This window comes from Clostridium sartagoforme AAU1 (genome assembly GCF_000401215.1).
GTDB lineage: Bacteria > Bacillota > Clostridia > Clostridiales > Clostridiaceae > Clostridium > Clostridium sartagoforme.
The window spans coordinates 44,085-65,677 of record NZ_ASRV01000150.1 but is presented as its reverse complement, the minus strand read 5'-3'; the positions used below and the strand labels follow the sequence as shown (position 1 = coordinate 65,677).

The 21,593-nt window shown below is 26.2% G+C and carries 26 protein-coding genes and 1 tRNA gene; 19 read left to right on the top strand and 8 right to left on the bottom strand.

What is annotated here, in order from left to right:
- Positions 1-123 precede the first annotated feature (123 nt).
- On the top strand, positions 124-864 hold the full coding sequence (locus A500_RS12100) for a hypothetical protein (protein WP_016207878.1): 741 nt from the start codon (positions 124-126) through the stop codon (positions 862-864).
- 94 nt (positions 865-958) lie between these two features.
- Here A500_RS12100 and A500_RS12095 read toward each other — a convergent pair whose 3' ends face one another.
- Positions 959-1,378 (bottom strand): cytidine deaminase, encoded by a 420-nt coding sequence (locus tag A500_RS12095; protein WP_016207877.1) that lies wholly within the window; start codon positions 1,376-1,378, stop codon positions 959-961.
- 603 nt (positions 1,379-1,981) lie between these two features.
- On the opposite strand from A500_RS12095, the gene A500_RS12090 reads away from it, so the two are divergent.
- Together A500_RS12090 and A500_RS12085 are read left to right on the top strand one after the other, a co-directional pair.
- Entirely contained in the window at positions 1,982-2,740 is a 759-nt protein-coding gene (locus A500_RS12090) for a MerR family transcriptional regulator (RefSeq protein WP_016207876.1), read from the top strand.
- A gap of 284 nt (positions 2,741-3,024) precedes the next feature.
- Positions 3,025-3,825: a MurR/RpiR family transcriptional regulator gene (locus tag A500_RS12085; RefSeq protein WP_016207875.1), complete on the top strand. Its 801-nt coding sequence runs from the start codon at positions 3,025-3,027 to the stop codon at positions 3,823-3,825.
- Between the two features lie 170 nt (positions 3,826-3,995).
- On the opposite strand, the gene A500_RS12080 is transcribed toward A500_RS12085, so the two are convergent.
- On the bottom strand, positions 3,996-4,736 hold the full coding sequence (locus A500_RS12080; protein WP_016207874.1) for a 3'-5' exonuclease: 741 nt from the start codon (positions 4,734-4,736) through the stop codon (positions 3,996-3,998).
- A 170-nt stretch (positions 4,737-4,906) separates the two neighbouring features.
- On the opposite strand from A500_RS12080, the gene A500_RS12075 reads away from it, so the two are divergent.
- The 4 genes from A500_RS12075 (at position 4,907) to A500_RS12060 (ending at position 9,538) form a co-directional block, all read left to right on the top strand.
- The gene (locus A500_RS12075; protein ID WP_016207873.1) at positions 4,907-5,599 is read left to right on the top strand and encodes a PHP domain-containing protein; all 693 of its coding nucleotides are present in this window, start codon (positions 4,907-4,909) and stop codon (positions 5,597-5,599) included.
- Between the two features lie 111 nt (positions 5,600-5,710).
- Positions 5,711-7,243: a peptidoglycan-binding protein gene (locus A500_RS12070; RefSeq protein ID WP_016207872.1), complete on the top strand. Its 1,533-nt coding sequence runs from the start codon at positions 5,711-5,713 to the stop codon at positions 7,241-7,243.
- 72 nt (positions 7,244-7,315) lie between these two features.
- A complete protein-coding gene (locus A500_RS12065; protein WP_016207871.1) occupies positions 7,316-7,921 on the top strand; it encodes a GH25 family lysozyme in 606 nt (201 codons plus the stop codon).
- 141 nt (positions 7,922-8,062) lie between these two features.
- Positions 8,063-9,538 carry an N-6 DNA methylase gene (locus tag A500_RS12060; protein ID WP_016207870.1) on the top strand — a complete coding sequence of 492 codons (1,476 nt, stop codon included), beginning with the start codon at positions 8,063-8,065 and terminating at the stop codon, positions 9,536-9,538.
- Positions 9,539-9,567: 29 nt separating this feature from the next.
- On the opposite strand, the gene rd is transcribed toward A500_RS12060, so the two are convergent.
- The gene (rd, locus tag A500_RS12055) at positions 9,568-9,735 is read right to left on the bottom strand and encodes a rubredoxin (RefSeq protein WP_016207869.1); all 168 of its coding nucleotides are present in this window, start codon (positions 9,733-9,735) and stop codon (positions 9,568-9,570) included.
- Positions 9,736-9,860: 125 nt separating this feature from the next.
- Between rd and A500_RS12050 the strand changes: the two genes are divergently transcribed.
- Positions 9,861-10,163: a hypothetical protein gene (locus A500_RS12050; protein ID WP_016207868.1), complete on the top strand. Its 303-nt coding sequence runs from the start codon at positions 9,861-9,863 to the stop codon at positions 10,161-10,163.
- A 52-nt stretch (positions 10,164-10,215) separates the two neighbouring features.
- On the opposite strand, the gene A500_RS12045 is transcribed toward A500_RS12050, so the two are convergent.
- Positions 10,216-11,790 (bottom strand): DEAD/DEAH box helicase, encoded by a 1,575-nt coding sequence (locus A500_RS12045; protein WP_016207867.1) that lies wholly within the window; start codon positions 11,788-11,790, stop codon positions 10,216-10,218.
- 287 nt (positions 11,791-12,077) lie between these two features.
- Here A500_RS12045 and A500_RS12040 point away from each other — a divergent pair, with 287 nt between their 5' ends.
- Positions 12,078-12,584, top strand: a complete 507-nt coding sequence (locus A500_RS12040) for a methylated-DNA--[protein]-cysteine S-methyltransferase (RefSeq protein ID WP_016207866.1) — start codon at positions 12,078-12,080, stop codon at positions 12,582-12,584.
- A gap of 218 nt (positions 12,585-12,802) precedes the next feature.
- The gene (locus A500_RS12035; protein WP_016207865.1) at positions 12,803-13,927 is read left to right on the top strand and encodes a Fic family protein; all 1,125 of its coding nucleotides are present in this window, start codon (positions 12,803-12,805) and stop codon (positions 13,925-13,927) included.
- Between the two features lie 74 nt (positions 13,928-14,001).
- Here A500_RS12035 and A500_RS12030 read toward each other — a convergent pair whose 3' ends face one another.
- A complete protein-coding gene (locus tag A500_RS12030) occupies positions 14,002-14,727 on the bottom strand; it encodes a lysophospholipid acyltransferase family protein (protein ID WP_016207864.1) in 726 nt (241 codons plus the stop codon).
- Positions 14,728-15,114: 387 nt separating this feature from the next.
- On the opposite strand from A500_RS12030, the gene A500_RS12025 reads away from it, so the two are divergent.
- The 3 genes from A500_RS12025 (at position 15,115) to A500_RS12015 (ending at position 16,692) form a co-directional block, all read left to right on the top strand.
- Positions 15,115-15,927, top strand: coding sequence for a staygreen family protein (locus A500_RS12025; RefSeq protein WP_016207863.1), 813 nt, complete (start codon positions 15,115-15,117; stop codon positions 15,925-15,927).
- An 82-nt stretch (positions 15,928-16,009) separates the two neighbouring features.
- Positions 16,010-16,084, top strand: a tRNA-Arg gene (locus A500_RS12020).
- A gap of 140 nt (positions 16,085-16,224) precedes the next feature.
- Positions 16,225-16,692, top strand: coding sequence for a hypothetical protein (locus A500_RS12015; RefSeq protein WP_016207862.1), 468 nt, complete (start codon positions 16,225-16,227; stop codon positions 16,690-16,692).
- 36 nt (positions 16,693-16,728) lie between these two features.
- Here A500_RS12015 and A500_RS12010 read toward each other — a convergent pair whose 3' ends face one another.
- The 3 genes from A500_RS12010 to A500_RS19545 form a co-directional block, all read right to left on the bottom strand.
- Positions 16,729-17,064 (bottom strand): hypothetical protein, encoded by a 336-nt coding sequence (locus tag A500_RS12010; protein WP_157453660.1) that lies wholly within the window; start codon positions 17,062-17,064, stop codon positions 16,729-16,731.
- A 343-nt stretch (positions 17,065-17,407) separates the two neighbouring features.
- Entirely contained in the window at positions 17,408-18,511 is a 1,104-nt protein-coding gene (locus A500_RS12000; protein WP_016207859.1) for a site-specific integrase, read from the bottom strand.
- Between the two features lie 28 nt (positions 18,512-18,539).
- A complete protein-coding gene (locus tag A500_RS19545; protein ID WP_016207858.1) occupies positions 18,540-19,004 on the bottom strand; it encodes a helix-turn-helix domain-containing protein in 465 nt (154 codons plus the stop codon).
- Between the two features lie 135 nt (positions 19,005-19,139).
- On the opposite strand from A500_RS19545, the gene A500_RS11990 reads away from it, so the two are divergent.
- From A500_RS11990 to A500_RS11965, 6 genes are all read left to right on the top strand, one after another.
- Positions 19,140-19,343: a helix-turn-helix transcriptional regulator gene (locus A500_RS11990; RefSeq protein ID WP_016207857.1), complete on the top strand. Its 204-nt coding sequence runs from the start codon at positions 19,140-19,142 to the stop codon at positions 19,341-19,343.
- On the top strand, positions 19,340-19,639 hold the full coding sequence (locus tag A500_RS11985; protein ID WP_016207856.1) for a helix-turn-helix domain-containing protein: 300 nt from the start codon (positions 19,340-19,342) through the stop codon (positions 19,637-19,639). Before A500_RS11990 ends, A500_RS11985 begins: the two co-directional genes overlap by 4 nt.
- Positions 19,640-19,641: 2 nt before the next feature.
- The gene (locus A500_RS11980; protein WP_016207855.1) at positions 19,642-20,052 is read left to right on the top strand and encodes a helix-turn-helix domain-containing protein; all 411 of its coding nucleotides are present in this window, start codon (positions 19,642-19,644) and stop codon (positions 20,050-20,052) included.
- Between the two features lie 26 nt (positions 20,053-20,078).
- Positions 20,079-20,585 carry a DnaD domain protein gene (locus A500_RS11975; RefSeq protein WP_016207854.1) on the top strand — a complete coding sequence of 169 codons (507 nt, stop codon included), beginning with the start codon at positions 20,079-20,081 and terminating at the stop codon, positions 20,583-20,585.
- Between the two features lie 391 nt (positions 20,586-20,976).
- A complete protein-coding gene (locus A500_RS11970; protein WP_016207853.1) occupies positions 20,977-21,303 on the top strand; it encodes a plasmid mobilization protein in 327 nt (108 codons plus the stop codon).
- A 56-nt stretch (positions 21,304-21,359) separates the two neighbouring features.
- Positions 21,360-21,542 carry a hypothetical protein gene (locus A500_RS11965; RefSeq protein WP_016207852.1) on the top strand — a complete coding sequence of 61 codons (183 nt, stop codon included), beginning with the start codon at positions 21,360-21,362 and terminating at the stop codon, positions 21,540-21,542.
- Positions 21,543-21,593: the final 51 nt, after the last annotated feature.

Sequence of the window (21,593 nt, the reverse complement as noted above, 5' to 3'; positions counted from 1 at the left end):
ATTAACAATATTTAATAAACCAAGATTTAGTTATAAAAAGTAATTTTTATGAAAAAAATATAAAAGAGTTAAATAGAAGGATTTCAGTAGATAATGAAAGTTTAATTACTTATGAGGAATATTATGAAAAAGACATTGCATGATTATAAAGAGAAAATAATTAAATTACCAATAAAGGATAAGTATAGCAAGGATGAGCTATTAATTAATGATTTTTTAATGGATAAAGAAAATAATTTAGAGATATATTATTCTCCACATAATGAATATTTGAATTCAAAAGCCAAGGTATTTATTATTGGAATAACACCGGGATTCCAACAAATGAGCATATCTATAGCAACAGCTAGAAAAGAACTTGAATTAGGAAGCGATATTAAAAATATACAGTATAAGTGTAAGGTAGCGGGACGTTTTAGTGGAATAATAAGAAAAAATATAATAAGTATGTTAGATGAAATAAATTTAAATAAGGTCTTAAATCTAAATAGTTGCAGTGATATGTTTGAAAAAAGTGATTATTTTCTACATACATTTTCTTTAATTCCTTATCCTGTTTTTTTTAACAAACAAAATTATTCAGGGCATACTCCAAAGATGATAAAGAACAAATTTTTAATGAAGTATATATATGAAAGTTTTATTAATGAATTTAGAAGTCTAGATAATAGAGAGCAAATTTTATTAATACCATTAGGTAAGGCTGTAGAGGAGGTTTTATGTAAATTAGAAGGTGAAGGTATAATAATAAAAGGACAGATACTTAAAGGCTTTCCACATCCTTCAGGAGCTAATGTTAATAGATTAATACAATTTAGAGAGAATAAAAACATTATGATTAATTTTATTAATAAAAAATTATAGCTTTTAAAATAAAAGAAAAAATAAGATTTTAAGGAATATAAGAGTATATAACTCTTGTATTCCTTTTCAAACTTAGTATATTTATAAGTTCCATTTATCTATCGAGATCCTTACTAGTAAATCCTAATGGAAGTAATTCTTCTAGTAAATATTCTTTAAAATCATCTTTATTTTTAGCAAGATAAATTTTAAAGGTTTTAGGATCGCAAAATTCTGCTAGTACCTGTCTACACACACCACAAGGAGCACAATACTCTGTATTTTCTGCATCATCTTTATTGCCTACTATGGCAATTGCTAAAAATTCACGCTGACCTTCTGAAATAGCTTTAAAGAAAGCTGTTCTTTCAGCACAATTAGTTGGTGAGAAAGCTGCATTTTCTATATTACAGCCTAAATATATTTTTCCGTTTGTACCAAGTAGAGCTGCACCAACATTAAATCCAGAATAAGGAGTATAAGCAAATTTTTGAGCTTCATAAGCCTTTTCAACTAATAATTTTGCATCAATCATAAATTTCACCTGACACTTTCTATAATAATTCATTTATTAATATCTACTAGCAATAGTATATAACAATAAATGGATTATTATTATAACACTAAAATTTTTACATGTATATAATGCTTTAAATACAAAACATTTTTGTTATATAAAATGTCATATTAATACCATAGGATTTATTTTGCGAAGCAAAATAGTGAAAAGTGAAAGAGTGAAGAAGGAAAAGTGAAGGAGAAAATCCTTACAGGATTTAAAAAAAGATATGTTCATCTACTTTAGGCAAGCTTCAGTAGATGGACTTTCATACTAAGTTCAGTTATCGTTACACTTAACTTCACTAAGTATTCAATGCCTCGCACCTATAGTTTAAGTTTTGCATAGCAAAACATCCTCAATTTTTCACTTTTTCACTTTTCACTTATAAATTGTTTTGCAATTTATATCATAACCTGTTCATTGTTACCTATTACTTTATCAAAAAAACTGTGAACTGTGAATTGTGCCCTGTGAACTGAATAAATTGTTTCGCAATTTAAATAAAAAGTTTAATTTTAAGTATTGACATTCACGCAACGTAATGCCTTATTATTAAAAATGTCAGGAGGTAATGATATGGAATATACAATTAAAAAGCTAGCTGAATTGGCAGGAGTAAGTACACGAACACTTAGATACTATGATGAAATTGGACTATTAAAGCCGTGTAGGGTAAATTCTTCTGGATACCGAATTTATGGTAAAAGAGAGGTAGACTTATTACAACAAATATTGCTTTATAGATCTATGGATATGAGATTAGAGGATATACAAGAGATAGTTTCTAAGCCTAATTTTGATATTTGCCAATCTTTAATTGAGCATCACCAAAGACTTATTTCCAGACGAAATCAACTTGATCAATTGATTTTAACAGTGGAAAAAACATTAAAATATAATAAGGGAGAGATAGAGATGTCAAATAAAGAAAAATTTGAAGGATTTAAAAAAGAAAAGCTACAAGAGAACGAAGTAAAGTATGGTAAGGAAATAAGAGAAAAATATGGGAAAGAAACAGTTGAAGAATCTAATAAGAAATTTTTAAATATGAGTGAAGAGGACTTTAAAAAGATGCAGCAAATTGAATGTGAAATGTTTGAAGCTTTAGCTGCAGTTACAAAAACAAGTGATATAAGCTCGAATGAAGCAAAATCTGTATATGAGAAGCATAAAGAATGGTTAAGTTTTTCATGGCCAACTTATTCAGCAGAAGCACATATAGGGCTAGCTGAAATGTATGTTGCAGATGAAAGATTTGCGAAATACTACAATGATAGGGGCGGTAAGGATATAGCTAAGACTTTAAGAGACATTATCGTAAGATATGCAAAATAACTATGTACCATCTATAATATAAAATTATTAGAATATAAATTAAAGAAAGCTGAAACTATGCAAATAGTTTCAGCTTTTCAATATAATATTATTTGAATTATCAGAGAATCCATAGGAATATTATAATATTTTTAAGTAGAGTATAAATCTTTACATCTTTTATTTAATTTATTTTAATGATATTCTATAGTTAACTCAGTTATTTAATATAGTTTATTTAATTAATTACGTCAAAATAAAATAATTTACATAGAAGTAAGTTCTAAATTTATGGAGGATTTCAAGTGGATATTTTATATAAGATACAAAAAACGTATGGAGAGTTTTCTGGTAAGGAAAGGGATATAGCAGACTATATTATGCAATATGGTGATAAAATAAAGAATATAAGTATAACTGATTTGGCAAAGGAAATAGGAACATCAGGAGCCACTATAACAAGGTTTGCCAAAAAGATAGGCTGTAATAGCTTTGTAGATATGAAGATAGAGCTTGGAGCAAATAAAATAGAAGTGCCATCTATTGATGAAGAGGGTATATTTTCAGCTGCTTATCAATACTATAATGAAGTTATAGAAAGAACTAAAATGTTAATAGACAAAGAAGCAATATTGAAGGTAGTAAAAGAAATAAAAAAGGCTAAAAATATATACATATATGGTGTAGGAAGTTCTGGCTTAACAGGCAATGAAATGATGCATAGACTTCTTAGAATGGGTTTTAGTGTGCACTCTATTTCTGATTCTCATATGATGATTATAAATAGCTCAATAGTGTCAGAAGAAGATTTAGTAATAGGAATTTCTATATCAGGAGAAACTCAAGAAGTTGTACATTCATTAAGAAAATCAAAAGAAAATGGAGCCAAAACAGTTTCAATAACAAGTTTTGAAGAAAGCTCTATAAGTAAATATTCAGATATTAAGTTTATGGTATATAATCCAAATTTTATTGACAGAAGTAGATTTATTAATACTCAATTTTCTGTTATGTATCTTCTTGACTTAATATCTATGGTTTTATTAAAAGACACTGATTTAAGTAATAAGATGCAAATTACTATTAACGCTATTATAAATAGTTAAGAAAATAAAGGAATTAACAACCAATAACCAACAATTGTCAATTAAGGAATAAAGGACTAGTAAACTTTCAAATAAAAGGTGCTTTGTATCAATTGAATTTTAAGTTTTACATAGTAAAATATCCTTAATTGTCAATTGTGCATTGTTAATAAAATAATTTATCTTGCAAATTATTTCATAAATTGTTTAGTTCTCCCCATGTTATATGCAGTTTTTATAATGGATTTTTCTTCTTCAGACATTTCTCTATTGTACATTTTATTAAATTGCTTAAATAGTGAAACAGTATCAATTTTATTTCTATATGTATTTTTTGTAGCATTCCTATTAACATAAATATAGTTTTCAGGAACTATATTATCATTAATAATTTTTTTGAAAACTTCAGCTGTATAAAAAGCATCATAAAAGGCATTATGAAAATTTTCTTGAAATTCTATGTTCAAAAGCTCAACAGCTGTTTTTAAACCGATTTGAGTTCCTTTGGAAAGTTTGAAAAATTTAGAAGTATGTTTTTGCACATCTATATATTTCGTAGGAAATATTTCGGTAGATAAATTATTAAATTTTATATTTCTTATAAATTCTCTTAAATCAGCTTTTCCCCACACACATAGCACTAAATCTTCATTTCCAATAAACTCTATAAATCTATTATAAGTGATAGTAAATGTATCACATTTAGCCAGCATATCTTTCGTTATTTTTGTAATATTTTCTACGTAAGGATTGATATCATTATATACAGTAGGCCTTACGAATTCATTAAATGTTGATATAACTTCTAAGCTCTCATTAAGCTTTAGTGCACCAATTTGAATTATTTCAAAAGGTAATTGAGATATAGATATATTATTAGGAGTATTAATATTATTTTGGTTAAATTCTAAATCATAGAATATATAATTCATTTAAATTACCTTCTTCCAAGATTAATAAAAGTTTTATTTTATATAATTTATTCTAACCTTTTTAATAGATATATTATATATTATCTTTATAAATTTCCATAAAAATAATATGGCAAAAATTATTATTTCAAAATATATATAAATTATAAGTAATTATAAGGGATTAAGTAATGTACACAAAAGGAGATTTTCATATTCACTCAACAGAATCAGATGGAGATTTAAAACCCGGAGAAGTTGTATTATTAGCTAAAGAAAGAAGAGTAGATATAATAGCCTTAACGGATCATAATACTATAAGTGGAAATAAGCAAGCTATCAAAGTGGGAAAAATTCATGGAGTAAAGGTTATACCGGGAATAGAACTATCAACAAGATTTAAAGGGCAAAAAGTTCATATATTAGGGTATTTTACTGATGATAAGTACGAAAGTACTGAGTTTAAGTTAATTTTAAATAATTTGCGTGCTAGAAGATTTAAGGCGTGCCAAATTTATTTTAAAGGAAAGTTAAGTTTTAAATCAGAAGCTGGAAAAATAATAACATCAGCAGGAATAGAATTTTTACACCATTATAATGCGAAAGTTGTGTTAGCTCATCCAACATTGTTAAACAAAAATATATTTAAAGAGATAATTAATTTAAATTTTGATGGAATAGAAGCTAAATACTATAGAAATAAAGAAAATGAAACAGAATATTTTATGAGTATTGCAAAGAAAAAGAATATTATATATACAGCAGGTTCAGATTTTCATTCTTTAAATAAGCTAGATATGAAACATGGAACTCTTGGACAAATTTATCTAGAAAGTGATGAAATAAGTGATTTTATAAAAATTTTAAATTTAAATGGAAATTAAAGCATACAAATATAAGCATCATTCACAACTACCACGACAAAAAGGGATTTATCACATATAACCTTTTAAGTGAATAGAATAGTAAAACAATATATTTGGAGGGTATCGATTTTGTCTACAGGATATATATTAGTAAGGTTATTTAAAGTGGAAAACTTATTACCAAAGACAAAAGCAAATTTAAAAATTATTAATGCTAAGTCCAGAAATATAGTTTATGAAAAATATAATGCATTTGATATAAGTGGAAAAAGTACAATTATACCACTAGAAACTGTAGATAAAAGTTTATCTCAAAGCCCGAATAGTCAACTTATAATCCCATATGAAATTTATGATTTAGAAGTTAGCGTAGAAGGAGTTAATCCAATTATAGTAAGAGGTATAAGTGTATTTGATGGAATAACATCAATACAAAATATTGAGATTAAAGATTATAATAATACAATAAATTTAGAAAACTTATCTGAAAATGCTACGGTAAATGAGCAACAAGAGTACACAAGTATTAATAAGAACCTTTTAATGACTCCATTTGTTCTTAAAGATGTATTCGTACCTGAATTTATAGTTGTACATTTAGGAACGCCCAATTCATCGTCAGAAAATATTAAAGTAAGGTTTATTGATTATATTAAGAATGTTGCTTCTAGTGAAATTTATCCTACTTGGCCAGAAGAAGCAATAAGGGCTAATATATATTGCCAAATATCATTTGCATTAAATAGAGTGTATACTGAATGGTATAGAAATAGAGGTTACTCATTTCAAATAACCAATTCAACCGCCTACGATCAATACTTTATAAAGGGAAGAAATATATTCGATAATATAAGTAAAATAGTGGATGACATTTTTAATGAATATATAAGAACTGTTGGTAATAGAACACCTTTTTTCTCTCAATATTGCAATGGAACATCAGTCAGGTGTGCAGGATTATCTCAATGGGGAACTGTAGATTTAGCTAAAAAGGGAATGAAGGCGTTAGATATAATTAAATATTATTTTGGAACTGACAAGGAGCTTGTTAGAGCTACAATTATTGAAGGAATACCTGAATCATATCCAGGCCAAGCATTAAGAATTAATGATGTAAATAATAATGTTAAAGTAATTCAAAAATATCTAAATATGATATCTAAGAACTTTCCAGCTATCCCAAAGATATATCCTGAAAGTGGGGTGTTTGGAAGAGAGACCGAGCAATCGGTAAAAGTATTTCAGGGGGTATTTAATTTAGTTACAGATGGTATTGTGGGAAGAGTGACTTGGTATAATTTATCAAGTGTATATGTAGGAATAAAGAGATTAGCGGAATTAAATCAGGAGTTAGAAATAGATTTAGGGACAGGAGGAATACGGGAACCTACTGATTCTTATGAACCAAAGTGGGATGGTAAATATCCGGGGTATCCCATGAAAGAAGGATCAAGAGGAAATAAAGTAATTGAGTTTCAATATTATCTTAAAACAATAACGAATGAGTATAATATACCTACTAATCTTATTGTAGATGGTGTGTTTGGGAATGTTACTAGAGATACAGTTATAAAATTTCAAAAACTATATGGGCTAGAAACAGATGGGGTAGTGGGTCCATATACTTGGAATAAGATAGTGAATGTTTATACAAATTTATAAATGTCCACTTTTTCATAATGATTGCATAGTATATCTTAGGAGAAAAATTAAACTATAGAGGAGAAGATGGGTATGCAATCAATAAACTTTGGGAAATATAAGGGAATTGATATATCAAGCTGGCAAGGAGAGGTTAATTTCAAGGAAGTTAAAGAAAATGGTATTGAAGTTGTATATATAAAAGCGACTGAAGGTAGTCACTATTTAAATCCAAGAGCAGATGAATATTACTTAAAAAGTAAAAGTAATGATATACTTATAGGGTTTTATCATTTTTTTAGGCCTAAGGTAGATGCTAAAATTCAAGCAAACTATTTTTCAAGTTATGTAAAGAAAAAGGACTTTAATTGTAAATTAGCATTAGATATAGAAATAACAGATGGATGTAATGCTGATGAATTATCTAAAAATTGTATAATATTTTTAGAAGAAGTAAAAAGTATTACAGGAAAAGAAGTGGTAGTGTACACATATACAAGCTTTGCGAGAGCAAGTCTTACTAAAGAGTTAGGAAGGTATCCACTATGGATAGCAAATTATGATGTAGAAAAACCTGAAGAAAATCCTATATGGGATGAATGGATAGGCTTTCAATATTCAGAATCTGGGAATATTCAAGGAATAAGCACCTATTGTCCATTAGATGTATTTACAGAGGAAATATTATTGTCTAATTAATATAATTATAGTAAGCTTACCTATAAGGTTAAAGGGTAGGCTTATTTTTTGTATAAGAAAGTATAAAATTTAAGTACTAAAATAAGTTATGGTGTATAATTAACAATAAATGAAGCAATTTAAGTTTTGGAGAGAATACTTATGGGAAGAAAAAATAAGATATTAAAGGAAAATATTATAGATGAAGTAGTTATAGATAAAAGAGAAGTAGGATATTATTCAACTCCAACTTTTATATGTGATTATATCACAAAAAGAGTAGTAGATATAAATAAAGAGGGCAAAAGCGTTTTTGACCCATGTTGTGGTAAAGAAGAAATGCTAGAACCTTTTAATGGATTTAACATTAAGACTTATGGTATGGATATTATTAGATATAAGGAGAAGTATAATTGTAATTTTAAGAATATGGATTTTATTGAGTATTATTATGAATGCATTAATGCTGAAGAATTTTTAAGTTATGATTATTATGTGTTAAATCCTCCATATAATTGCCATGAAGTAAAATATATAAGAAATAATAAAAAAATATTAAAAAGGTATTTTAAAGATGTAGGTATTCATAATATGTATGGAATGTTTATATCTGCTATTATAGATCTAGCAAAAGAGGGAGCTGTAATAGGTATAATAACTCAAGACTCATTTATGACATCTAAAAGTTATATTGGCTTAAGAGAAAAAATATTAAAAAGTTGTACTATACATGAAATTATAATGTGTCCAACAGATTTATTTCTAGAGCAAGGAGCCGAAGTTAGAACTAGTATAGTTATATTACAAAAGGGATTGGATTACCAAGGAAATATAATATTAAAAAATAGATTTATAGATAAGAATGAATTAATTAATTTCTTAAATTTTTCAAGAACTTGTGATAATGTATATTCAATAGAGGATGTTATATTAAATAATAAAAAGGATAATAATGAATTTTTGATAGAATGTCCAAGAGATATTAAATGTTTATTTAATCATAATAGACTTGGAGATGAATTTAAGTGTATAACAGGAATATCAACAGGAAATGATGGACAATATTTATCTAGAGAAAATAAAGATCCATATATAATACCATTTTACAAAAACCCAGGTAAGGATAGATATTATACGGATAAAGTAATGTATATACATAAAAATTTCATAAACATATCAAAAGAAGTTTCTAATTTTATAGTAAGAAATAAAGAGTTATTATATAAGCCTGGAGTGATTTGCTCATCTATGGGAGTGCAATTTACAGCATGTAAGTTACCTAAAAATAGTACCTTTGGAGTAAATACATGTATTATATGCGATGATAAGGATATATTTTGGATATTAGCATATTTAAATTCTACTTTAGTAACTTATTTAGTGAGAGGCGTTTTAAACAGAAGTAATATGATTACCTCAGGATATGTTTCTAGAATTCCATTATTAAATTTTGATAATGTAACAAAGGAGAAGTTAAATAACCTAGGAAATAAAGTTTATAATATAGCTGAACAGAGAGAAGATATGAATGAAATTTTAATAGAGATAGATAATATAATCAATGGTACATCTAAATTATCTAAAGAAACAATTTCATATATTAATAAATTTAAAAGTAATTTGATTAAAAGAACATAAAAAACAGTCCTCACGACTGTTTTTTTATTTTACTCTTCATCTAAAGGCTCAAATTCATCTTTTGAGGCACCACATACAGGGCAAACCCAATCATCTGGTAAGTCTTCAAATGGGGTATCTGGATCTATTCCGTTATTAGGATCTCCATATTCAGGATCATAAACATAGGTACAAGGCACACAGATATATTGTTGCATTAATATAAACCTCCTAAATTTCCTTTATATTTTAAAATGTATTGGGTATAGTATTAAAATATGATATAAATTATTATAAATAGTGAAAAAATAATATAAGAGCTTTTTAGAAAAGAGGTAAAGTTATGGGAAGAAAAAATAGTAAAAATAATGATTTATTAAGTAGTGTAAGAAAAGATACATCACCTAAAATATATTCTATATTAGTAGACTTAGTTAATGATGATAGGGAGGACTTAGCAGAGATAGTACTTAAAATAGATTATTTATTGCAATATACAAGTGCATGTATAAATCATAAGGATTTTGACGAAGCTAGAGAGTCAATAAGAAAAGTAGAAGATAGAATTAAAATTTTAGAAAAGGAAGAAAAGAATATTGATTATTTAATATATATTTATGAGGGAATAAAAAGTAAATGTAAATAATACAAAAGGCTATTTTAAGCATGATACGCATTAAATAGCCTTACTTTTATGATTATCTTCTTTTTTTGTTAGCGACCTCAATGTTTACTTTTCTTTTATTAAGCTTAACACCGATACATTTATCAAGAATTTTATCCTTAACGTCAGGAGATATATTTACAAAAGAGAAGTTTTCTAATATGTCTATATCACCAATTGAAGAAGCTTTTATTCTAGCTGTATCTTTAATAAAATTAACTAGAGTTTTAGGGTTTATTCCATCTCTTCTTCCTATAGATAAAAATAATCTTATATCCTCTGATTTAGGAGCTTCTAAAACATCATTTGTATAAGTTTCAAGTAGCTCATCATTAAATTTATTCTTTATTAATGCAGCAATAATCTCTATAGAATCAAATTTTTCAACAAGCTCTTTTGCTACTGGAATAAACTTTGAATAATCAGAATCTGTAATAGTATTAGTAACATCTTCTAAAATAGATTTAGATTTATTATCAAATATATCATTAACTGTAGGAATAGCTTTTCTAGTTATATCACTCTTAGTTACTGATTTTATTTGTTTTAACATTGAAAATTCTTTTGGGGAAACTAAAGAGTAAGCAATACCTTCTCTATTTGCTCTACCTGTTCTACCAATTCTGTGAACGTAACTTTCAACATCTTGTGGTAAATCATAATTTATAACATGAGTTATACCTTCAACGTCTATACCTCTTGCAGCTACGTCAGTTGCAATTAAGTAATTTAGTGAACCTTCTTTAAATTTTCTTAAAGTTCTTAACCTATGAGCTTGAGACATATCACCATGCATACCCTCAACAATATAACCTCTTGATTGCATACCTTCAACTAACTCATCAACGCCTTTTTTTGTTCTGCAGAAGATGATAGCAGATGCTGGGGTATCATAATCTAAAACTCTACAAAGTGCTTCAAATCTTGTTTTGTGAGATATTTCAAAGAAACTTTGACTTATTGTAGAAACTGTCATAGAAGTTTTCTTTATAGAAATTTGCTTAGCATCAGGTTTCATATATCTTTTTGCTAATTTTCTTATTTGATCAGGCATTGTTGCTGAGAATAATAAAGTTTGTCTTTCACTAGGTAATTGCTTTATTATGTCTTCTAAATCATCGATAAATCCCATATTAAGCATTTCATCAGCTTCATCTAAAACTAAAAATTTAATGCCATCTAATTTAATAGTTCCTCTTTTTATATGATCAAGAACTCTACCAGGAGTACCAACTACTATATTTACATTTCTCTTTAATGCTCTTATTTGATTTACTATAGAATCTCCACCGTAAATCGGTAATACTGACAAATCATCATATTTTGATAATCTTTTTAATTCATCATTAACCTGAATAGCCAATTCTCTTGTAGGAGCCAATATTATAGCTCTAAGGCCATCATTCTTAGTGATGTGATTAATGATACCACAGCCAAAAGCAGCAGTTTTACCAGTACCTGTTTGAGCTTGCCCTATAAGATCATATCCTTGTATTGCAACAGGTATTGCCTCAGCTTGTATTTGAGATGGTTTTTCAAAACCTAAATCAGTAATAGATTTTAAAAGGCTATCCTTAAGCCCTAAGTTATTAAATTTTATTTCATTCATTCAAAATCCTCTTTCTTTTAGTATTTAAAATAATCTATAATTAAATATAATATATATTTTTAAATTTTACGACGGGTATATAATATTAATATTCCATGGAGCAAAGGAATTTATAATATAATTTTAAAAATTCCAAATAATTACTATAAATTATATATTATTCTTTGTCAACTAGCTTAGTATACACTATAATTTAAAAATATGCTCGTATTATTTACTAGTAAAATAAGTTATTTTGTAATAAATATTCAAAAAACAATAAGTAAACGTTTGATAGGAGGGATAATATGGAAAAAAACACGAAAAATTTGTACTTCTATAAAATAAATAGCATTATAGGACCAATATATATAGTAAAAAGTTCAGATGGATTAAGAATGATTGAGTTAATAGAAGAAGAATGGATTGAATTTAAGGAAAAACAAAATTTAATAGAAGATAAAAATATATGTATGGATGTAATTATTCAGTTAGAGGAATACTTTAAAGGAAAAAGGATGGAATTTGACTTAGCTTTAGATATAGAAGGTACTGAATTTAGAAAATTAGTATGGAATGAATTAGTGAAAATTCCATATGGTGAATTAAAGAGTTACAGCTATATAGCAAAGTCTATAGGAAATGAGAAAGCGGTAAGGGCAATAGGGCAAGCTAATAGGGCTAATCCAATTCCTATAATAATTCCATGTCATAGAGTGACTGGTAAGAATGGAATGTTATTAGGATATGCAGGAAATCATACAGATATTCAAGAAAAACTTATTAATTTTGAAAAAAGAAATATACAAAAATAAACAAATATTGAGAATAGATAAATTTACATATTATGGGGCGGGTTATATCTCTCCCCTTTTTATTTTGTTAATAATATTATTGAAAAATAAGTATAAGTATTTTAATATATAATTAAAAAGTATTATAGTAGTATATTATTAGTAATTAAACTAGAGATTTTTCGTTATAAGAATAGTATTATAATAGTATTTAAGTAGTAATAAAAGTGAGGATAGCTATGGACAATCAACTTATGCAAGATTTTAACAGTTTATATTTTAGTAAAAAACAAATTTCAAGAAGGATATTTGAAAAAGAAGAATTGGAAAAAATATGGGAAACAATTCAAGGAGGAAGGTTAAAGTTATCTAAAAAAAATAATTGTGACTTTAAGCCGATAACTGATTATTGGTTTAATAATACAGAAGGTATAGATAGTAATATTGAATTTGTTAATGAAGCTAATAATTTGGGAGTATTTAATTACATATCTTCAAAGATAAAGGATAACCTAAACAAATCAGCAGAAAGTTTAGAAATATCTCAGTTGCTTGCTTTAAATGGTATAGAGACATCAGAGAAGAAAATTAATGGTATAAGAAATATTATTAATAATAGTAATATTATTGATGAAGATTTTCTGTGTAATTTATATAACATAATTGAAATGGAAGATTTAGAATCTGATAAAATCAATAAGGTAAATAGTAAAAATATATATAGTATTAGTAGAATTGTAGAAGATGGACATAATATAGAAAATTTATTGCTTTTAATAAATAAATATGAAGAAAAGAGTATTTTAATAAAGGCTACAGTCATACATCTGTATGTAATAATCAATAATCCTTTTATAAAACATAATGCCATAATTTCAGAGCTTTTAACATATAAATATCTATTGATGAATGGATATGAAGTTATAAAATATTGTTCAATATCTCCTTTAATTAAAGAAAAATTAAAAAAATACAATACAGCTATTGAAAACAGCTTATCTTCAAATGGTGATATAACTTATTTTATTAAATTTTATTTAGATATACTTAGAAATTCTATTGAAGTTTTAAATATGGAGTTAAATTATAAATTTGGGAAAAAAATATTGAAGGAATTAATTGAAAAGAATGATGTAAAGTTAGAAGAAAGATGTATGAAGTTTATTAATAGTGTCTTAACTTCAAAAAATAATGTTGTAACCATTGATGAGTATAAAAATAAACTAAATGTATCTTACGAAACTGCTAGAAGTGATTTAAACTATTTAGTTACACTAGGCTTTTTTAGGATTGCTAAATCAGGAAAAAGATATGAATACTATAAAAATGATATATCCACAATTGTAGATAATTTTGAGGAGTAAAATTATCTAAATAGTAAAAAATAAAATAAAACAGATATGAATTATAGCTTCATATCTGTTTTACTAATTTAGTTCTAATTAGGTAGTTTACTTTTAACTATTTCATATACCTTTTTAGGTAAAATATCTTGCTCTTCTTTAGTTAAATTAGCTGTTTCTATAGCTGGATGAATATATAAATCTACATTTGCAGGGTTTATAATCCATTTACGTTTATTAGACTCCATTATTTTATAAGATCCACTCATTGTAACAGGTACTATTGGAACTTTAGATTTTGTAGCTAATTTAAAACTTCCAGCTTTAAATTCACCCATTTTATCACCCTTACTCCTTGTACCCTCTGGGAATATGACTAATGAATGACCATTCTTCAAAACTTTAACTCCTTGAATAATAGCTTCTCCAGCTTTTCTTAAATTACTCCTATCCATAAAGACACAATGCATATATTCCATCCAAGTGCTGACCCCAGGAATTTTTTTTACTTCTATTTTAGAAACAAATCCCTTAGGGACAGGAATTTTACTAATATATATTGGAATATCAAAATTTCCTTGATGATTTCCTATAAATAATACATTTTGATCTTTAGGAAGGTTTTCTAATCCATGAACATTAACACGAACTCCAGCAACTTTTAAAAGGCTATTAGCCCAAGCTGAGGTTGCCTTAAAAGTAAGACGCTCCTTTTCTTCTGCCATATCTTTTTCATCAAATCTTTTAGTTTTTATCATACTAGGAATACTACGTAGCAAACCCATGAAGAAAACTACATACCAAGCAATAGATCTAAGCATGCAAATCAAATCCTTTCAAAAATTATTAAAATACCATAAATAAAGTATATAACAAAGTTGGAATATAGAAAAGCATATAAGTTTTAAATTGCGAATATAAGGGCTATGATAAATAGATATGCTTATTTCACCGTCTATTTACCTTCGCCAACTTATATTAAGAATTTAAATTAATAATGAATTAAGCTATTGGTAAAAAATAATTGGTGAGGTAAATTAAAAACTTAGTTAAGTGGAGCAGACTATAATTGAGCTTGTTCCCTGTTACCTAAAAAAATAAAAACAACTGTGCACTGTGCCTTGTGAACTGTGAATTGAAAAATGCTTCGCAAAATATAACATGCAAGCATATAGTAAGTAATAAAAAGCATTTTAGAGGTGAAAGGTTTGAATAAGCGAAACCAGGGGAAACTGAAGGTTGATTTCAAGAGTGGAATATCACAAGATGGGCCTATAATTCCACGTAAATATACAGTTACTCATTCAGATGAAACCGGCGAGATATTAGTAACAGTAGCTAAGCATTATGATAAATCTAATATAAGTAATAAGAGGGATGAGGTATTTGCTAGATGGTTTCAAAATGGTAGCAATTACGTTTTATGTTTATATTTGAATGTAGATGGAATTGAAAGGGATAAGAATAAAATAGAAATAAGAAATAAAATTTTTAGAGAAGAGTTACCTATAGCTATTACAGCTATAAGACAAGGCGACTTAGAATTAATTAAAAAACATAATAATTTAGATGAAGCAGATATATTTATCAAATTTAATTCAAGATATGAGGAGTTTTATAAGGTTGAAAATTGGGGAAAATTAAAAAATTATAAATATATAGATGATTATGATGAATATGAACTTGAGGAAGATGAAGAAGAAAAGTGGGTAGAAGAAAGAAGAAACTCTCTTATTAGAAAGAAGAAATGTAAAATTACTATGCAAGAAAGCATCATACTTAATCTTCTAAATCCATATATAGAAAATAGACTATGTGTTTTATATGGAAGTAATATAAGATACAATATTGAAAAATGTGAAATAGTAGATATAGAAGAATTAAAAACTTTAGATGGATGTGAGAAAATATATGAAGTATTTATAGTAACAAAAATAAAAATGAATTCTATTAGTAGGAATGTTTCAATAGAGTTTATTGTGAAGCCAAACAATGTGATAGTTAAAAAGGTAAAAGAATAAATAATGGCTATGGAGTATATTATAGTAGTAGGATAATGTTGACATATAATTAATGTTATTATACAATTTATTTGTTGATTATGTCTCCATAGTTCAATGGATAGAACAGTCCCCTCCTAAGGGACAGATACAGGTTCGATCCCTGTTGGGGATACCATGTAATATTAAGAAATGGCTTAACCATAAGGGTTAAGCCATTTTTGTTTGTGTGAAAAGGGACAAAAAGGGGACATAAATCCTAAACAGGTTTTTTATAAATAAAAATTAAAGAAAAAATCTAGTTAAGGAGATAGTATTATGGAGTTATTCGATTATTTAAATGAAAGAGATAAGAAAGGTCTTAAAATAGCAATAGGGCAATGGTTAGGATATAAGTTTAGTAACATAGTTAAAGAAAATGGATTAGAGATAAATTTTATAAATAATATTGATAGAATGAAGCTAGCAGAGCAATTTATGAATGAAAGAATAGGCAGACATACTTTTACTGATTTTAAGCGTTGGTATTGGGGAAATAGAGATTATGAAAGATATGAAATAGAAAATGATATTGCTCAATTCATAGATTTAAAGATTCCTAAAAACTACTATGCTTGTTTAAAAGAGAGTCTAGGTGAAGAATATATTAAAGGAGAGTATAAGGGAATAGATACTGTAGATGGAATAAGCTTCAGCTATGAAGAAAATTATAAGTTAGAGGAAATGACTTTAGAGAGAATCCAAATAAATATGAATATAAATAAAACTAAAAAATATAAAAAGTAACAAAATAGGTTAATATTATTGCATACAAGCAAAATATTAACCTATTTTTATATTGAACTTATAGCTTATATTTAATGGATATAGTGAGTGGGAGCTTTTAATTCCATTAACCTTTAAGATGTTTAGAAAACTTTCATGATTTTTATTAAATATATCAATAGAATTCGATACAGCTTCAAATTCAATAGATATGTTACTCCACTTAGATACTAGATATTTAAATCTACTAGGAATTCTATTTTCTTTATGTTGAATAGCATGTGTTAATTCATGAATAATACAATCTAATAATACATATTTTGACCAACTAAATTTACAGAAGTTTATTTTTTCAATAGTAAGATAATCTTTAAACTCATTATAGTTAGTCATATTGGGGAGGTTAGAGAGTTTTTTTTCTAACATTTCTAATATTCTATTTTCAAACACATAGATTGTTCTAGAACCTATGTTATAACATCCTAGCTCAGCTGTTGGATAAAAGTAGTTTAGTACATATTCAATAATTCCTCCAAAAAATATATAAAATTTAAATGTTTTAAACTATGAAATATATACCTAGAAAAAGTATCAAATATAATTACTTTAGTATCTAAATCTTTATATTTTTGAGGTAAACGGATTAGGCAATCATTAAGCTCATTAATTGAAATATTATCAGAATAATTAATAATATTAAGTTTTAAATCCATAATAATAACAGCTCCTATACATATTAGAATTTAAACAAGGAATCCAAAAGATTAGCTGTATTTTTTTGCATATCTTCCATGACATGAGTATAGGTATTTAAAGTTACCGAAATATCCTTATGTCCTAATCTATCACTTACTACCTTTATATTTTCTCCATTGAAAATTAGTAATGTAGCATGAGTATGTCTTAATGAATGAAAAGATATTTGTTTAAGGTTTTTATATTTAGATACTTTTTTAGTAAATTCCATTGAAACATTTCTAGGATTAGCCATACAATTATTCCTATCTTTTATTATAAATCCATTTATAGAGTCGATATCAGCTTCTCTAAGCTCTTTTAGATGTTTTATTAACACATTAGGTATAGAAATGTTTCTATGGCTTGTAGAAGTCTTTAAAACGTCGGATAAAAGCAATTTTTTATTAATCTTATCCTGAATTACTTGATTATTAACAGTAATAAAAGCGTTATTAAAATCTACATCAGACCATCTAAGTCCACAAAGCTCGCCGATTCTTAACCCTGTAAGTAAGGAAATAAGTACAGGAGTATATAAATAAGTATCTTGAATTTCATTTAAGAAAAAATCAACATCATTTTTATTCCAATAATCTATTTTAGGTTTTTCTAATTTGATTTTTTCTATATCAGTAGGAATATTATAAATAAGTTTGTTTTTCTTAGCATATTTAAAGCAGTTATTTAAGGTTTCAATTATCTTTTTAACACTTGCAGGAGCAAGTTTATTTTCGTTAATTAAGCTATTATAAAAATTTTGTATTGTAATGTTTGTTATTTCACTTAATTTTAAATTACCTAGCTTAGGAATAATATGATAGTTTATTCTACTAAGATAATTATTTTTAGTATTAATTCCTAGAGTATTAGATTTATAGTTATTAAACCACTCCCAAATAAAATCTTTTAATAAGATATTATTAGTAGTTGGTGTTACATAACCTTTATTTTTTCTGTTTAATGTTTCTGTAACAAAAACTTCTGCTTCCTTCTTTGTTTTAAAGCCTTGTTTTTTCAATCTAGTACGCTTACCAGTATCATCATAACCTAGAGAGATTACTACTTGCCAATTTCCTTTTGATAGTTGAGTAAAACTTGCCATAAATACCATAACATCCTTTTAAATGAGTTTATTTAATATTAAATTCAGAAAGTTTAAGTTTAATAGTAAAGTGAATTGAATTAATTAGTTCGTCAATTTGTGAATCAGTTAGTAAACTAGTATCAACATTAAAATATTTTTCAAGGAAATAATATTGATTTGGTTGAGGAATATTTATATTTTTAATGCTAGATTTTTCTAGTTTATTAAGTTCAAACATATTTACTTTATTCTTGGGTGAATCTACTTTAAAAAGGTTTTTACCAATCTTAGAGTACATAACATTTTGCAGTAATTCTTCTCCTGTAATGCCTAAAGCTAAAGAAATTCTATTTAGAGTTTCTTCGTCAGGGGTTCTATTATCATTCTCATAATTTGAGTATGTTGAATAAGGTATTTCAAGTAACTCAGCCATTTTTTTTTGGCTAATATTCTTAGATTTTCTTAGTTTTTTTATTTCTGAACCTAAATTTGAGTAAATTGAAAATTTCATAAAACCACTCTCCTTAATAAAATAATAACAAAAATATTCAGAAATGCAAATAATATTCACTAAAACATTGACATATTCATTAATGAATATTAAAATATTCGTTAATGAATATTTTATAAAGGAAGTGAATATGTTATGAACATTAAATTAGAAAGAATTAAAAGGAATATTAAACAAAAAGAATTAGCAGATGAGTTAGGAATAACTACTCAGTATTTAAGATTAATTGAATTGGGCAAGGTGGATATAAGAAGAAATTTAATGATAAAGATAGCTAAGATATTAAATGTTTCAATACAAGAGTTATTTTTTAGTGAGATAAAGGAGGAAAATAGATGAGTATAAAAACTACAGAGGTTTATTCAGTGGAGGAATTTGCACTTAAGGCAGGAATAACTACAGCTCATGCAAGACAATTATTAAGAGAAAAGAAGCTAAAAGGCATTAAAGTGGGAAGGTCATGGAAAATAAGTAAGACTGAGGTTAATAACTACTTAGGAATACAGACAGATATAGGAGCAATAGAAAAGGAGATATATATTAAGGAATTAGAGGCAAAAGTAAAAAATTTTGAAATGCAAATAAACACATTTAAGAATTTGGTGGATACACTTGGAAATATTGTAGGGTTATAATTATGAGCAGTGAATTTAATAATTCATATATGTATTATAGTGCGTTTGATAAACAAATTAGAGATATTTTATTTAAGGAAAAGAAAGTAGAGAAATTTTTAGTAATATCATCAATAATATTTAATACTAACTTTACTGAATCATATAAAGACTTATCTAAAAATGAAAGTTATTTTAGTTATTCATATATTGAAAAGGCAGTTAATGTTGGAAGGAGCAAGTTGCAAAATATTATGAAAGAACTTGAAGAAGAAGGTTATATTCAATGGATTTATAAATCCAATACTAGATATAAAGAAAGTATATTAAGGCTGAATTTCAAACATGGAAAGGGATACGGTGAAGTTATTATGATGAATACGATAAGAAATACTATAAAGAATATGATGAAGAGCTTGATATATATGGTTTAGAAAATAATAATGATACTATAGAAGATATGGTAAAAGATAGTATGGAGAATACAGTAAAAGATACATACTCTAAAAATATATCTAAAAATGAATCTAAAAATATATCTAATTATGAGGATGATGATATTTTCAATAGAGTAGTAGATATAAAGGTTTTAGAAGTTAGCAGAGCATATTTAAATTTGAATAATACTTCATATAATGAACAAAAGTTATTACAGCTTCAAAATGAGTTTAGTAGTGAGTTATTAGTACAAGCAATTGTTGAGGCTGGTAAGAGAAATGCAAATTCATTGGAATATGTTGAGAAAGTATTAAATGATTGGAGGAAAAATAGAATAAATACACCTATAGAAATAAAAGAGTATATAAGTAAATATAAAAGTAGAAATAGTAAAAATACAAAAAAAGGAAATATCTATAGCGATTATACAAGTAATAATAGTAAAAGATTAAAGTTTAATAATTTTAAGGGAAGAGATTATGATTATGATGAATTAGAAAGAAAATTACTAGGATGGGATAGGGATTAATGAATATATTAAAGGTACAGGTTTTAAATTTAGAAAAAATATAGAATTAAGTTATGCTATTTTAATTTAAGGATACTATTTCCAAAGTATAATAGTAAATAATTTAGAGATTATAACATTTTTATAATAGATAATTTTATAATATGGTGAAATATTAAAAGATTTAAGTAATTAGGATAGCAAAACAAGTTTATAATTTATTTTGTTTAAAATGTCAATTATGCATAAGTGTAGAATAGGATAATTTTAAATAAATTAGTAATATGCAAGCATTGACTCTGGATATCCGTGGATATCCAAAGTCGTGTTGTAAGGGAGTATCCCTTAAACCCTATTTTATTAATTTTAATAATCACTATGTTCAATAATTGATTTTAGGAAGGAAGAATTTATGGAAGTAGAAAGAAAAAGAAATAAGAGTGTTTTAGTTAGAATGGATGAAAGAGAATATGAGAAATATATAAAGTTAGTTAAGAAAAGTAAGTTAAATCAACAGAATTATAATTTGAGGTGTATGCTAAATAAAGATATATATGTAATAGATGGGATACAAGAGTTAGCGATGCAAATTAGAAAAATTGGTGTAAATATAAATCAAGTAGTTCATTTATCTAACCAAGAAAATTATTTGCATAAAGAGGATACTGATAAGCTTAAAATGTTAATGGATGAAATATGGAAAGTGCTTATTAGTTTTATAAAACAAATTAAAATATGATATGGATGTTCCCAGGGAACTAAAATTAAAAATGATAATTTAAAAGGAGTAATTCTATGAAGGAAGTAACCATAGATGAAAATGATGAAGTTATAGATTATGAGTTAATAGCTGATGATGATAGCATGGTATTAAAAAATAGGAAGATACTTAAAGTAAAAACTAAGGATAATATAACTAGTGTTTTAGTAGAGGCAACAATGCGTGGAATTAGAAAACGCTATAGAATTTTATGTTGATACTACTGATAGTAATATTATAATTGAACAATTTAATGAAGATTTGATTAT